The sequence below is a fragment of the Planctomycetota bacterium genome, assembly GCA_038746835.1.
GTDB lineage: Bacteria > Planctomycetota > Phycisphaerae > Tepidisphaerales > Tepidisphaeraceae > JBCDKH01.
In genome coordinates, this window is the sequence record JBCDKH010000084.1 from 1 (window position 1) to 13985 (window position 13985).

The 13985-nt window shown below is 65.4% G+C and carries 11 protein-coding genes and 2 tRNA genes; 9 read left to right on the forward strand and 4 right to left on the reverse strand.

The features are described from left to right. Positions 1-225: 225 nt before the first annotated feature. The 3 genes from AAGI46_09645 (at position 226) to AAGI46_09655 (ending at position 3076) form a co-directional block, all read left to right on the forward strand. Positions 226-1581, forward strand: a complete 1356-nt coding sequence (locus AAGI46_09645) for a hypothetical protein (GenBank protein ID MEM1012469.1) — start codon at positions 226-228, stop codon at positions 1579-1581. 52 nt (positions 1582-1633) lie between these two features. Next, positions 1634-1707 (forward strand) — tRNA-Val (locus tag AAGI46_09650). 304 nt (positions 1708-2011) lie between these two features. Then, the gene (locus AAGI46_09655) at positions 2012-3076 is read left to right on the forward strand and encodes a hypothetical protein (protein ID MEM1012470.1); all 1065 of its coding nucleotides are present in this window, start codon (positions 2012-2014) and stop codon (positions 3074-3076) included. Positions 3077-3418: 342 nt separating this feature from the next. Here the strand turns inward: AAGI46_09655 and AAGI46_09660 are convergent, their stop codons facing one another. Beyond that, entirely contained in the window at positions 3419-6607 is a 3189-nt protein-coding gene (locus tag AAGI46_09660; protein ID MEM1012471.1) for a glycosyl hydrolase family 28-related protein, read from the reverse strand. Between the two features lie 312 nt (positions 6608-6919). Here AAGI46_09660 and AAGI46_09665 point away from each other — a divergent pair. Beyond that, positions 6920-7001: transfer RNA gene (locus AAGI46_09665), tRNA-Leu, on the forward strand. 1 nt (position 7002) lies between these two features. Here AAGI46_09665 and AAGI46_09670 read toward each other — a convergent pair. Beyond that, positions 7003-7434: a DUF1844 domain-containing protein gene (locus AAGI46_09670; protein ID MEM1012472.1), complete on the reverse strand. Its 432-nt coding sequence runs from the start codon at positions 7432-7434 to the stop codon at positions 7003-7005. A 139-nt stretch (positions 7435-7573) separates the two neighbouring features. Here AAGI46_09670 and tig point away from each other — a divergent pair, with 139 nt between their 5' ends. The 3 genes from tig to AAGI46_09685 all read left to right on the forward strand — a co-directional run bounded on the left by tig (position 7574) and on the right by AAGI46_09685 (position 11270). Next, positions 7574-9010, forward strand: a complete 1437-nt coding sequence (tig, locus tag AAGI46_09675; protein ID MEM1012473.1) for a trigger factor — start codon at positions 7574-7576, stop codon at positions 9008-9010. A gap of 98 nt (positions 9011-9108) precedes the next feature. Beyond that, positions 9109-10389 carry a histidine--tRNA ligase gene (gene hisS / locus AAGI46_09680; GenBank protein MEM1012474.1) on the forward strand — a complete coding sequence of 427 codons (1281 nt, stop codon included), beginning with the start codon at positions 9109-9111 and terminating at the stop codon, positions 10387-10389. A 248-nt stretch (positions 10390-10637) separates the two neighbouring features. Next, positions 10638-11270, forward strand: a complete 633-nt coding sequence (locus tag AAGI46_09685) for a hypothetical protein (GenBank protein ID MEM1012475.1) — start codon at positions 10638-10640, stop codon at positions 11268-11270. A gap of 38 nt (positions 11271-11308) precedes the next feature. Here AAGI46_09685 and aroF read toward each other — a convergent pair whose 3' ends face one another. Further along, the gene (aroF, locus tag AAGI46_09690) at positions 11309-12340 is read right to left on the reverse strand and encodes a 3-deoxy-7-phosphoheptulonate synthase (GenBank protein ID MEM1012476.1); all 1032 of its coding nucleotides are present in this window, start codon (positions 12338-12340) and stop codon (positions 11309-11311) included. Positions 12341-12641: 301 nt separating this feature from the next. On the opposite strand from aroF, the gene AAGI46_09695 reads away from it, so the two are divergent. Together AAGI46_09695 and AAGI46_09700 are read left to right on the forward strand one after the other, a co-directional pair. Continuing rightward, positions 12642-13145, forward strand: a complete 504-nt coding sequence (locus AAGI46_09695; GenBank protein MEM1012477.1) for a hypothetical protein — start codon at positions 12642-12644, stop codon at positions 13143-13145. Then, positions 13138-13734: a methyltransferase gene (locus AAGI46_09700; protein ID MEM1012478.1), complete on the forward strand. Its 597-nt coding sequence runs from the start codon at positions 13138-13140 to the stop codon at positions 13732-13734. Before AAGI46_09695 ends, AAGI46_09700 begins: the two co-directional genes overlap by 8 nt. Positions 13735-13737: 3 nt before the next feature. Here AAGI46_09700 and AAGI46_09705 read toward each other — a convergent pair. Continuing rightward, on the reverse strand, positions 13738-13985 hold a 248-nt coding region (locus AAGI46_09705; protein MEM1012479.1), incomplete at its 5' end, for a phosphate ABC transporter ATP-binding protein.

Here is a 13985-nt window from a genome sequence, read left to right on the forward strand (position 1 = left end):
GGCATGAGTGTCCGCCACTGCCTGTCGGTGAGGTCCGTCTCGTAAGGGGGTCTTGCCATCGCAAGCCAAGAGCGCGAACCGCGTGCCACTTCTTGGACACCCTCTGAGCGAGCGCAGCGAGTCGAAGGACCTCGTCCGGTCGTCTTCGCAGACTCGCTGCGAGGTCCCTCGACTGCGCTCGGAATGACGGAGTGGTCGGGCGATCGATTTGGTACAGTCCGCTCCATGCGTGCCTGGCGTCTTGGCATCGTCTTTCTGATCGTCTTGGGTCTCGCGTCGCTGGTGCACGCCGAGCCGCCGAGGGTGGTGCCGCGGGCTTATGAGCCGGGGGTGACGGTCTCGCTGACGCTGCCGGATCGGCCGGGGGCGTTGCGGCGGGTGACGGTCGATTTGGTCGCCGTCGAGCAAGGCGGGCTGGTCGTTCTCGAAGGTGGCCAGCGGACCACGTTCGTGTGGGCGGAAGTCTCGCCGGGCAGCACGTTTCAAGCGTTGTTGCGAGCCGAGCGGCCCAAGACGGGGCAGGCCTGGCTGGAACTGGCGGAACTCGCACGGGCGTTCGGGGCCGAGAAGCAATCGGACGAGGCGCTGCGTCGTGCCGTCGCCGCCGACGCGTCACTGAAAGCCCAGGCCGAGGCGATCGAAGCGATGGAGCTCGGCGGCTTGCGTGTCGATCCGGCAGAGCCCGAAGCCGAGCCGGCCACCGACGCCGACCCTGCCAGCGACTTGCCCGAGGTCGTCGGCATCGACGGCCGACGCCTGCCGCCGAAGTTCGTCACCGTCACGCCGACCGAAGCCGCCCGCGGCGACGAGATCGCGAGGTGGGAAGCCCAGCAGGCCCAGGAAAAGCTCGGCGTTCGCCTGCGCGTCATCCAGACGGAGCACTTTCTCATCTTCACCAACTGGGACCGCGTCGACGACCCGTGGCTCGAGCAGCAGCTCGAGAGCGCGTACCAGTTCCTCAGCCGCGAGTTCCACGTCGGCCCGGAGCAGACCGTCTTCGTCGGCCGGCTGCCGGTCTACATGTTCGACACGCAGGAGCAGATGCTCATCTACGCGCGCGAGTTCGACCGCTTCGACGCCAGCGACATGGTCGCCGGCTACCACGCGACGCGCGGCGGCGGGTTCAACAAGCTCGTCATGAGCAAGCCCCGCGCGACCGCTCAGATGGGCCTGCCCGTCGCGCGGCAACGTTGGGCCCGCACGCTCGTCCACGAGTTCGTCCACGCCTTCCTCGCCCGCTACCGAGGCGAAAAGCACCTGCCCCGCTGGCTCGACGAGGGCCTGGCCGAGATGCTTGCCGAGACGATCTACCCGCGCCCACACGCCGAGGAAACGGCTCGCACCATCGCCCGCAGCGGCCGAAGCGTCGCCGAGATTTTCGACGATCGCAACATGCCCGGCGGGCACCTGTACCCGGTGATGATGTCGATGACCAACGGCCTGTACCGCCAGGACCCGCCCCGCTTCGTCGCGATGGTCGACCGCATCAAGGCCGGCGAGGACGCGGAGACGATGCTGATGGAACACTTCGGCGTCGACTACGCCCGCCTGGAGCAACTGTGGCGCGAGTCGATGCGTTGACGTGACACGCTGCCGGCGTAGCGTGTGGACCCGCTGGGCCGAAGGCCCTGTCGGGCGATTAGCTCAGTTGGCTAGAGCGCCGCCGTCACATGGCGGAGGTCACTGGTTCGAGCCCAGTATCGCCCAATGCGTAGCCGACTGTAAGACAACTACTTCTGCCTTGAAGGCGCAAGCCTGGTTACGGCCAACCCGACGCCGAAGGAGCGCCCCGTGGCCACACAGCAGACCCCCGCACCGACCAGTCCCAGCCCCCACCATCCCGCCCCCGACCGTCGCCTGGTCACTCGCCGGCAGACCACCGGCTTACTGCCGCCGGAGGAAGCCAGACGGCCGCGGCACTGCCTTCGTCTTCGTCGACAAGCGTCGCCGCTACCTTGGCCCGTACGGCACGCCCGGGTCGATCGCCAAGAGCGGCCGACACGTGGTGAGCTTGGCGCGGTTCGATCCGGACTCGACCGACCCTGCCGAGACGCCGGTGGCCACGCAGGAGTTGTACGACGCGTCGGGTCGGCTGGTGAGCGTCTGGCGGCCGGCGGTGGATGACGGGACGGGGACCAGCACGGTGACGAGGCCGCGGTACCAGTACACGTACGACGCGTTGGGCAACGTGCGGACGCAGGTCGATCCGCTGGGTCGGACGACGGTGTTCCACGCCGACGATCGCGGGAGGACGACGGGCCGTACGCTGCCGATGGGCCAGCGCGAGTCGACGACCTACGACGCCCGCGGCCGTGTTGCCGAGAAGATCGCCTTCGACGGCGTGGTGACCGAGTACGTCTACCACGACGAGACCTTCGATGACGACGTGCACGGTTCGGCGTTGGACTGGCCGACGGACAACGGCACGGTCCTGCCGCTGGGCCGGATGGTGGAAGAACGCGTCTTCGCCGACGCTCAAGCGACGACGCCGTCGATCGTCCACCGCTACGCGTACGACGACCTTGGCCGCCGCACCGCCTGGGGCCGATGGCTGGGTGACGACCTCGACCTGCCGATCGACCGGCTGGATCGCGATGGCGACAGACGTTTCGACGCTGTCCGAGATTGGCGGCATGCGATGCTCGCGGTTTCGTCTCTACGCCGACAGGACGCGCGGCCAGCAGTCGAGCGGCTGTACCTCCACACCTTCGTTCACAGGTACGGCGATCAGCGACGCGTCGTTGGGCAGCGCCCGCGACTTGCCGTCTTCCGCGGCCGCAAGTTCCGCTATGCGCATGAGCCTCTCGACCGGAATCGCTTCTGCGTCGAGGACGATTTCCCGCGTTGGCTGCCAATCGATGATTTCGGGGGATGCGAGCAATTTCCGGGACTGCGCGAATCGCTTGGCATGCGGTGCCCGGGCCGGCCCGAGTTCAGCAGCGGGTTCAGCAATGTCGGTTGCGTGGCGATTGCCGGATGCGCCGGGATGTGGCGTCCAAACACTGCCGTGTCGAGCATCTGCAAACTGAGGAATCCGTTGGCCAACGTGACGTCGTCGACCGTCCCTGGGAGGTGAGCAGCACTTAACTGGCGAGACGGACGTAGCCCTTCGCGTCGCGGACGTCTCCCGTGACAGATGAATCAAGCGTGTGTGAACGAGGAACAGCTCACGTGGGACCACGCCGATGATCCGGTCATTGTTGACGGCCGACAATCCGGCGGCCGCTCGTTCGCTGAACTGCGCGCTGGCTGCCGTCAAAGTCGAGCTCGATCGTACACGGTTAATTCATTGACCCAGCTCGGCCATAACGAGCCGTTGTGCCAAACGACAGACGCGGAAATCGAATCCATGGATCGATTTCCGCGTCCGGATGGAGCTGCCTGTCTGATCGAATCTGATCAAGCGTTGAAGCCTTGGCTATGCGAACAGCCACTCCTTGTTCTCTTCGGTCAAAAGAACATACGCATGGGCGTTGTCCGTGAAGACTGAGGTTCGAGCCGACAATTGATGAACCTGGACGCCGTTAAGCAGCAGTCGATGTGTGATGCCGAATGCAGTGTTGGTGACGTAGATCTGAGTCCTTGCAGGAACGAGGAAGTCTTCATCGTAACTGCCGTCGATAGCTTGGAGCGTCACCGTTTGAGCAAAGTTCTCGACGTTGCGGATCTTCCAGACGCTTGCAACGTCTTGTCCGTTCTCGACGATCTCTCCCCCACGCAACAGGCGAAGTCCGGTTCCGCCGCGACCTTGATCGGTGCCGTTGTAATCGATCTCGCCGTAGCCGAGCTGACGGACGACTTCGTCGATTCGTCGACGCTCGCTGACTTGGAGGAAGCGGATACCGTCGGTATTGATCTTTCCGCCGTCGCCATCACCTGTGAGTGTCACGGTGCCCGAGGTTCCGGCTTCGAACTTGAATGTGCCGAGGCTGTACCAGCCATCGCTGTAGAAATCCTGGTCCACCACGATGCTGTCAGTTCCTTCATCGTGAACGATGTCGTAAGCGACGCTTCGTGCGTGATTGGAGTGATTCTGGCCACCCCAGTCACCAATCCAACGAGCGAAGACCTCGTACTCGCCGCTGCTGGGTACAGTCGGGGTGTAGGTCACGCTGTTAGCGGCGACATTGTCGGCGAAGGTGAAGTCATCGCCGATGTAGCCGCGTGGGAAGCTCGTGGACGAAGACCAAGTGCCGGTGAAGACGGCTCCCGCATCGTCGTTGTCGACGATGATTTCGCGGCGGATGTCGTAGAGTTGTTCACTACTGAAACCGGCATAGCCGTGGCCGAGGATGGTACCGGTTCGTGTGACGCCGTCGCGTGTTTCCTCGACGGTGCCATAAGTCGTGCCAGGCTCGCTGGCCGACCGAATATTGAGGAAGGAGCTCAGGGCGCTATCGATTGTAACGTACTGTGGCGTCGTGTTACCGAAGTTGTTGTTCTGATGATTCCCGAGCATTTCGGTCCGTCCGCCGTTGATGGTCGTGACGTGGACGCCCTGCTTTTCGGTCTTGAACCCAAGCACCCAGACGTTGGCGTTGTCGTTGACGATCTTGGCGTCGAGTTCGCTGTCCGGGAGCGTGGTGTCCTCCTCGATGTTGAGTTGGCGAGCCCAGACGTTCTGGCCGCCCTGGAACTTGATCGCCGGCCCCGTGACGTCGTTGATGTAGACGTCGCCCGGCTCGGCGACCGTCGGCCTGTAGTGGAAGCCGGTGATGTTGCTGAAGACGAGCGTGCGATCCGAGGCGTGCTCGAAGCGCGGCGACTCGCCGCCGAAGCTGCTGGTAGTCATTCGCTCGACGACGACCGTGTCAGGCCCGCTGGTGCCGACGACGATCTTGGGAGGACTCGTATTGAAGTCGGGGGCACGCAGGATGCCTTCAGTGCCGATGAAGCGGTGCACACTGCCACGAAGTTCGATGTCGTTTTCGAGGTTCCACGTGCCCTGCGGGATGTAGACGGTCGACGCGCCCGAGTCGATTGCCGCCTGGATGCTGGCCGAGTCGTCGATGCCGTCGTTCGGAATGCCGCTGAACACGCCCGGAGATGTCTCGATGACGTGGTCACCGGGCGAGGCCCAGGACGTCAGCGCGTCCCATGGTACGGTGGGCGTCGCTTTGATCGGAAGGCCAAGTCCGGTGTCGGGGGCGTCGTCGAAGAGCGTGAAGAGCCCGCCGCCGCGTCGGCTGGAGGTGCCCCAGCTCCAGTACTCGCCGATGTAGTCTTCGTCGATGCCGTCATTGCCGTTGAAGCCTCGGCCACCCTCCTGGTTGCCGTTGAACAGCGCGACGTCGTAGCCGGTGACGGAGATGTTGCGTGCGTACATCTGCCCGACGGTGTAGATCGCACGCTCGGTTGACGCACCGGCCAGGCCGACGAAGTCGCCGTCGAGAAGCGTGACCCGACCCTGGCCGTCCCCGGGGAGTCGCCATGCAGCGTTGTGGAAGACAGGAACCGCGTTTTCGCTTTCGAGTCCTCGGACGAAGATCTGACTCGAGGCCTCGTTTACCCAGCCGTAGGTAGTCTGGTTGCGGATCGTGATGTCGTCGAAGGTTCGAGAGCCATTGACCCAACCGGTGTGAATGCCGACGTCGAAGCCGTCGACGGTCAGGTCCTGGACGAGGATCGGCCCGATGCCGGCGGAGTGGACGAGGTCGAGCCCGACGTCGCCGCTGCCGGCGGCGGCGCGGATGGTCACGTCCGAGATGGTCGACTGGTTGTTGCCGTGGAATCGCAGGCCGTCGGCTTCGGGATTGCCTGAACCGACGTCGAGAGTCAGGTTTCGCACCCCGGTTCGGAAGAACTGCTCGACACCGGTATCCCACGCGATGATCGCTCCGTCGAACGCGTTTCCGCCGGCGTCGAGGAGGTTGTCCTCCAGCTTGAAGACGGTCCCTTCTTCACTTTGGCCCTGGAAGATGACGTCGTTCAAGTACGCATCTGGATAGTCGAGACTGATCGCGTCGATTCGTAGCCCGACATCTCGGGGAACGATGTCGAGCGTGTTCGTCCCGTCGACGAGAAGGAGGTTGTCGGCGACGACGCGGCGATCGAACCAGTTGCCGCTGCCGGTGTAGAGGTTGCGGAGACGCCACTCTCCGCCGTTGAGCCTCCAGTAGAAGCTGTCGCTGGCGCCTCCGGATGCTTGGCCATCGACTCGGAACCTCCGTGTACCGGCGAAGGCTTCAAACGAGTAGGTCATTACCGGCGCGGCCGGATCGGGGAAGTTGCCCGCAGGGTCCTTGCCGGACTGAATCGATTCGATGTAGGTGCGACTGCCGTCGGTGCCGACCTGCCAGTACGCCGGGTCGTAGTTGAGGGCTTCGGCCTCCGTTTCGAAATCGAGCTTCTCCAAGAAGAGTTGATCGCTGATGTCGTACTGCCCGTCGGGGAAGTAGACGATCTTGCCGCTGGGTGTCAGGCGATTGATGAGCGTCTGGAGCAGCGCAGTGTCGTCGACATCGTCGTCGGGTGTGATCTTCTTCGTCGGATCGCTCGGGTCGAGGATGACCTGCGTGACGTCGATGACGCCCGCATCAGCAGGGAAGACGATGCCGCTGCCACTCAGCAGGCGACGGGGTTCGAGAGGCTCGACGGGCGAAGTCATGGCGATGTGATGGCGAATCGGCATGGTGCGTGGGGCGAGAGGAAAGGGACGGCGTGGGTTGATGCATCCGGATACATCATGGGTTAAAAGAAGACGCCAGAGACACGGCGTGGCCTAGCCGTCTGGCGTTACGGTCGTGCGGACTGTACTGATTCGGTCGCCGAAGGGCTACGCAAATGTCGTGAGTGTTCGGTTAAACTTCTCGCGCTGATCGGCGCGCCCCAGGTCCGTTCATCCGTTTGGTTGCGAATCGTCTAGAGCAGTCCGCGATCACGGCGACGCGTCAGCCGTAGCATTGCTCCGCACCTCCACGCGGGCGTGGCGGAAGTGGCAGACGCGCCAGGTTTAGGTCCTGGTGGGGCAACCCGTGCAGGTTCGAGTCCTGTCGCCCGTACTCAGAGGATGTACCGCGACGCCACCGACGCGAAACGCGTCCGGGCTTCGTAGAGGGCCAGGTCGAGCGAGGCCGTCTCGTCGGGCTCGAGGTTGCCCGTCGTCTTGGTTTCGAGGATGGCCAAGAGATCGATCTGGCGGCGGGCGGCGTCGAGGTCGACGATGCCGCGGCCGTCGTCGCTGACGGGGATCGCACCGAGGTACATCAATGCCTGATCGCCGACGCTGCGGACGAGCGACTTGAAGTCCGTGGGGCCGACGCGGCGGGCGGAGGTCGACGGTCCAGACTTGGCGGCGGGTGATGCCGGCGTGGACGACGCAGGCTTGGCGGCTTCGCGACGCTGGGCGGCCTCGGCGGCGAGCTTTTCTTTCTCGGCCCGCGCCTGCTGCTTCCAGTCGCTGTCGACGCTGAGTTCAAACGGCGAGTCGCTCATGCCAAAAGGCTACGCAGAGCCCGGGCCGCGTCGGGCGTTGAACGCGGCGGCGTCGCGTCTAGCATGCCGGCCCGCTGGGCCGCGTCATCGGGACGTCGGCCGGTGTGGTTTTCACTGCCTTTCTATCAAGCCCGTTCCCATGGCCGAGTCCGCCGTCGCCGACGCCCCTGAATCCGAGGCCATCGACGCGACTGGCGAGACCGACTTCGACTACCCGGTCGACGTCGCCGACGCCGGACCCGCCGCCAAGCGCATCAGCGTGACGATCCCCGAGTCGCGCATCACCGAGCGGCAGAAAGAGCTGTTCGGCGAGATCGGCTCCGACGCCGTCCTGCCGGGCTTTCGTCGCGGCAAGGCGCCCAAGCACCTCGTCCAGAAGAAGTTCGGCAAGGCCGTCCGCGACCAGGTCCAGGGCGACCTCATCCGCGAGAGCTACCAGAAGGCCCTGGCCAAGAGCGAGCTTCGGCCGCTGGGCGATCCGGAGTTCGACGACGCGGAGAACATCAAGCTGCCCGACTCGGGCGACATGACGTATGCGTTCACCGTCGAGGTTCGCCCCGACGTGACGGTGCCGGAGATGGACGGGCTGACGATCAAGAAGCCCAAGATCACCATCAAGGACGAGCACGTCGACCAGGCACTGGTCAACCTGCAGAACCAGCAGGGCACGCTCGGCCCGGTCGAGGGTCGCGGCGTGGCCGAGGGCGATTACTTGTTCGCCGACGTCGTCATGACCGTCGGCGAGGAGACCGTCGCCCAGCAGAACGACGCCCGCCTCGTCGCCCGCAGCGGTCGGATCGGCGGCGTGCTGATCGAAGACTTCGCCAAGAAGGTCGACGGCATGAACGTCGGCGACACCCGAGCGTTCGACGTCAAGATCGGCGACGACCACCAGGTCGAGCGGCTCCGCGGCCAGCAGGCCAACGTGAGCCTGACGCTCAAGGACGTTCGCCAGCTCCACCCGGCCGAGATCGACGACGCGTTCCTGGAGGAACTCGGCTTCGAGAACAAGGACGAGCTGATGGCCGCCCTTCGCGAGCAGATGGAAGAGCGCGTCGAGAGCGACGTGAAGAACGTCATGCGGCGTCAGGTGCGCGAGTTCCTCGTCAACAACGCCAGCGTCGAGGTGCCCGAGAAGATGAGCGCTCGCCAGACCGACCGCGTCGTCAGCCGTCGCGCGATGACGTTGCTGCAGCGCGGCGTTTCGGAAGAGAAGGTCCGGGCCGCGATCGACAAGCTGCGCGAGGGTGCCGACGACGAGGCGAAGAAGGAGCTCAAGGTGTTTTTCATCCTCGACAAGGTGGCCGAGGAGAACGAGGTCAACGTCGACGAAGACGAGATCAACGGCCAGGTCGCGATGCTCGCCATTGAGCGTGACCAGCGCCCTGAGGCCCTGCTCCAGCAGATGCAGAAAGACGGCTCGCTGATGAACCTCGCCCAGTCGCTTCGCGAGCAGAAGGCCCTCGACGTGCTGGTCGAGAAGGCGAAGATCGAAGAGGTCGAGCCGACGCCGCAGCAGGAGAAAGAAGCCGTCGAAGGGCCCGATCCGGACGCGGAAGTCGAAGACGTGACGTGAGGCGTTTGTAACTCGTCACTGGTTGACTCGTTACTTGGTCAGAAGCGCAGCGCTCCCGCCCCAATTCACAAGTCGACGAGTCACAAGTTCCCAAGGTCATGCCTGATCGCATTCAAGGGCCCAAGGGCACCAACGACCTGCTGCCGGACGCGTCGTGGCGGTGGCAAGCGGTCGAGCGTGTCGCGCGGGAGGTCGCGCGGCTATACCGCTATTGCGAAGTCCGCACGCCGGTGTTCGAAGACACTGCCCTCTTCCACCGTGGCGTGGGCGAGGCGACGGACATCGTCACGAAGGAGACGTACACCTTCGAGTCGCGCGGCGGCGACTCGCTGACACTTAGACCCGAGGGCACGGCACCCGTCGTGCGTGCCCTGCTGCAGGCCGGGTTGCTCGACAACCAGAACGCGACGGCGAAGGTCTTCTACCTCGCGACACCGATGCTCCGCTACGAGCGGCCGCAGGCGGGCAGGCTTCGGCAGCACCACCAGTTCGGCTGCGAAGCGTTCGGCATCGCGTCGCCGGAGCAGGACGTCGAACTCATCAGCCTGCAGAGCGACTTCTACCAACGCGTCGGCCTGCGAGGGGTCACGCTCAAGCTCAACACACTCGGCGACGGCGAGAGCAAACAGCGATATGCCGAGGCGTTGCGTGACTTCTTCGGCCCGAAGCGCGAGGCGATCAGCGACGAGTCGAAGCGTCGGCTGGAGACGAACCCGCTGCGCATCCTCGACTCCAAAGACCCGCGCGACGTCGCCGCCCGCGAAGGCGTGCCGGCCAATGCGGACTTCCTGAGCGACAAGAGCCGCGAGCACTTCGATCGCGTCCGCCGGCTGCTCGACGACGCCGGCATTTCGTACACGCTCGATGACGGCCTCGTCCGTGGGCTCGACTACTACACGGACACGCTGTGGGAGTTCGACGGCGAGGGCCTGGGTGCCCAGTCGGCCGTCGGCGGCGGCGGGCGATACGACAACCTCGTGCAAACCCTCGGCGGCAAGACAGTCCCCGGCGTCGGCTTCGGCATGGGCATGGAGCGGCTGCTCCTCGCGCTCGAAGCGCAGGGCGTCGAGCTACCCAGCGACGACCGTCCGCCGGTCTACGTCGTGGTCCAGGGAGACGCAGCCCGCGATGCGGCGTTGGCGCTCGTGCGTGAACTTCGCGCCGCCGACGTCGCCGCCGAGTGCGATCTGTCTGGCCGAGGTGCCAAGGCGCAGTTCAAGCTCGCCGACCGCAGCGGGGCCGAGACGGTCCTCGTCCTCGGCGACCGCGAACTGGAGAACGGCGTCGTCGGCGTGAAGACCATGTCCACCGGCGAGCAACGCGACGTGCTACGCGACTCGATCGTTGCGCAGCTTCGGCCTGCGTCTTCGTCCACGTGAGCCGCACGCAGCGACATCGTCATCCCGAGCGAGCGCAGCGAGTCGACGGACCTCGTTTGTGATTCTGAAGCCGATTCGGGCGAGGTCCCTCGGCTGCGCTCGGGATGACGGAGGAGCGCCATGTGCATCGACGGCGCGAATCGCGATGATGCACCGCAGTGAGCACCGCCCCGCTCGAATACTCGACCGAATCGCGCGGCGTCCTGCGGCGGCGTGTGCTTCTACTACGCGTCGTGCCGTTGGTGTTGATGTCCGCGCTCGCCGCCGGTGCTGTGTGGCTAACGCCGAACGTCTGGCGGCATCAGCAGCTCTTGGCGATGCAGAGTGAGTTACGACAGGGCAGAACGCAGAGCGGAGTCAAGGTGGCTGCGTCGACCGGTCTGCTCGGGCGCCGGGACACGACGCCTTGGTGGCACATGCCAGCAGAACTACGAAATGCCGCGATCGTCGACACGCCGGATGGCGAGCGACTGATCAACGTCGCCGCAATCCAGCAGCCGCCAACCCTTAGCTTCCCGGAGTCTCTGCTGGTTATGACCCGTGTGGCGGAGCCGGCCTCTCTTCTGAAGGGTCCGCGAGCACTGTTCAATCGGACAAACATGCTGTCGATGCCGTCGGAGTGGACGGGAACACAGCTGCTGGCAGGCTCCCTCGAGCCAGTGCCGGGCGTGCCCGGAAGGCTGCAAATGGATGTGCTGAGCGTCCCTGCAACGGCGACTAAGATCACCCAGGCCGACCGGATGCGCATCTACCTTGCGATCAACGCGGGTGGCACGACGTCATTTGACGCATCCCGACTCGACGTCGTCGACGTCACGCTGACCATCCCCGCCCCCGGCGAGGTCGTTCCTCTGCCACCGCTCCCAGAACCGAAACCGTGAGCAGACCTCTCGACGTTCGAGCCTGAGGACGCTCGCGATCACAGCTCCCGATCCACCGCACTCGCGACGCGGCGGCACTGGTCGACGAGCGTCTTGAACTGCTCGCCCGTCAGCGACTGGCCGCCGTCGGTCATGGCGTGTTGGGGGTCGGGGTGCATTTCGACGATGATGCCGTCCGCACCGGCGGCGATGGCGGCGCGGGCCATGGGGGTGACGAGGTGGGCCTTGCCGGTGCCGTGGCTCGGGTCGACCATGACCGGCAGGTGGCTCAGCCGCTGCAGCTCCGGCACGATGGCCAGCGGCAGCGTGTTGCGGACATAGTCCTCGAACGTGCGGATGCCCCGCTCGCAGAGGATCACGTGTTCATTACCGCGAGCCAGGATGTACTCGGCCGCCAGCAGGAACTCCTCGAGCGTCTGGCTCATGCCGCGCTTGAGCAGGACCGGCTTGCGACGCTCGCCGACGGCCGCGAGGAGGTTGAAGTTCTGGCAGTTGCGGGCACCAATCTGCATCACGTCCGCGTACTCGCAGACGAGGTCGACCTGATCGATGCTCATGACCTCGGTCACGATGCCGAGCCCGGTCTCCTGTCTCGCCTCGGCTAGGTACTCCAGGCCTTTCTCGCCGTGGCCTTGGAAGCTGTACGGATTCGTGCGCGGCTTGAACGCCCCGCCGCGAAGGGCCACGCCACCTCCGGCTTTGACGAGGTGGGCGGACTCCATCGTCTGCTCCTTCGACTCGACGCTGCACGGCCCGCCGATGACGGGGATCGTGGTCCCGCCGATCTCGCCGCCGAGCGTGCCGCCCAATGGGACGACGGTTCGGCCCAGCGCCGGGTCGCGCGTCTCACGGCTGGCCATCTTGTACGGAGCCAGGACCGGCTTGACGTCGTCGACGAAGTCGAGGCTCGCGAGTCGGCCGGGGTCCTTGAACCGCTCGTCGCCGACGCAGGCGATGACGGTCCGTTCGGTGCCGGCGATGACGTGTTCTTTCAATCCCATTTCGTTGACCAGGGCGACGGCCCGTTCCACTTGCTCGCTGGTGGCATTGGGCTTGAGGACGATGATCATGTCGGACTCCTTGGAACGGTCGGGCTTCGGGAACGGTGGTGGTCGTTAGACAAAGACGCCCCGAAGACCGGCGGTCTCCGGGGCGGCAGTGGTCCGGCTGGCGACAAGCGAGCTAGGACGTGCAGACCCCGGCACCGGTAAAACCGGCGTACCAGGGCCAAAAGTCGAAGCGGCTGCCACTCACGTCTGCCTTGTCATAACCGCCCGCTGCTGCCGAGGCAAGTCGCTGCCAGAGTTTCCGGACCGTCACGGGTCGCGCTAGCAGTCGAAAAGGCCGCTGCAAATCGGTAGTCTTCGCCCCATGATCGCTCGCTTCTGCCTCGTCGCCGCCGGTTTGGTTCTCGTTGCTGGCTGTGGCGGCGGATCGCAGACGGTTTCGCCGACAACGCGGATCGCGACGACCATGCCGGCCGACATGGGCCCGGCATTCGACGCCCCCGCCGACGAGGTGGCCGCTTACCTCGACGGTGCGTGGACGATCTCGCTCCTGCCGCAGGCCGCGTCCGAGGGCGTGCAGTCGCCGAAGGTCGATGCCGTGTTGGTGATCGCGGGCGAGAGTGTGACGGGGTCGGTCGCTGGCAACGACATCACCGACGGCGCGCTCGTCATCCCGCCGGCAGGTGAGGCTTATCCGTCCGTCGCGATGACCACCGACGGCATGACGATCCCCGGCCCGGTCGGCGAGATCGAGGTGCCCGGCCCGATCGAGTGGTCGGCTGAGCTGTTCCAGGGCAAGCTGATCGGCACTGCCGTCGGCCCCGACGGTCGCCGTAGCGCCTGGGAAGGCACCCGCAGCGATGGCTGATCTGCCGGACGTCGCCCGGCTTCGCGAAGATCTGCACTTCGACGCCGATCTGCTCGGCAGGCGACTCAGCTTCCGCTCGACCTTCGGCCTGTTCAGCCCGAAGGGCATCGACGACGGCACGAAGCTCCTGCTCGATCACTTCGAGCCGACGACGCCCGCCGACACGACGTTCGACCTCGGCTGCGGCTACGGCCCGCTCGGCCTCGCCTTCGCGGCGGCGTGTCCCGACGGCCGGGTGACGATGGTCGACCGCGACTTCCTCGCCGTCGACTACGCAAACGCCAACGCAAAGCTGAACGGCCTGACGAACGCGACCGCCCGGCTCGGCCACGGCTTCGTCGGCACCGACCCGAGCGAGCGGTTCGACAACGTCGTCAGCAACCTTCCCGCCAAGACCGGGGGCGAGTTGCTCAGCGTCCTGCTCCACGACGCGCACGCTCACCTGAAGCCCGGCGGACGGCTCTGCGTCGTCACCGTCACCGGCCTGCGCCGGTTCATCGAGCGGCACATGAAGGCCCGCTTCGGCAACTACAAGAAGCTCAAGCAATCCCCCGGCTACACCGTCGCGATGGCGACCCGCGACGACTGACGATCAGCCGAAGCGGCCGGTGACGTAGTCCTCGGTTTCCTTCAGCTGCGGCGTCTGGAACATCGTCGCGGTCGGGCCGTACTCGACGAGGCGGCCGAGGTACATGAAGGCGGTGTAGTCGCTCACGCGCATGGCCTGCTGCATGTTGTGCGTCACGATCAGCACCGTGTAGCGCTGGGCGATCTCCTGGATCAGCTTCTCGATGCGAAGGGTGGCGATCGGGTCGAGGGCCGAGCACGGCTCGTCCAGCA

What these genes read in the sequence shown, in the direction of transcription:
- AAGI46_09645 (MEM1012469.1), top strand. Translation starts at nt 226, where the DNA reads ATGCGTGCCTGGCGTCTTGGCATCGTCTTTCTGATCGTCTTGGGTCTC.
- AAGI46_09660 (MEM1012471.1), bottom strand. Translation starts at nt 6,607, where the DNA reads ATGACTTCGCCCGTCGAGCCTCTCGAACCCCGTCGCCTGCTGAGTGGC.
- AAGI46_09670 (MEM1012472.1), bottom strand. Translation starts at nt 7,434, where the DNA reads ATGAGCGACTCGCCGTTTGAACTCAGCGTCGACAGCGACTGGAAGCAG.
- tig (MEM1012473.1), top strand. Translation starts at nt 7,574, where the DNA reads ATGGCCGAGTCCGCCGTCGCCGACGCCCCTGAATCCGAGGCCATCGAC.
- hisS (MEM1012474.1), top strand. Translation starts at nt 9,109, where the DNA reads ATGCCTGATCGCATTCAAGGGCCCAAGGGCACCAACGACCTGCTGCCG.
- AAGI46_09685 (MEM1012475.1), top strand. Translation starts at nt 10,638, where the DNA reads ATGTCCGCGCTCGCCGCCGGTGCTGTGTGGCTAACGCCGAACGTCTGG.
- aroF (MEM1012476.1), bottom strand. Translation starts at nt 12,340, where the DNA reads ATGATCATCGTCCTCAAGCCCAATGCCACCAGCGAGCAAGTGGAACGG.
- AAGI46_09695 (MEM1012477.1), top strand. Translation starts at nt 12,642, where the DNA reads ATGATCGCTCGCTTCTGCCTCGTCGCCGCCGGTTTGGTTCTCGTTGCT.
- AAGI46_09700 (MEM1012478.1), top strand. Translation starts at nt 13,138, where the DNA reads ATGGCTGATCTGCCGGACGTCGCCCGGCTTCGCGAAGATCTGCACTTC.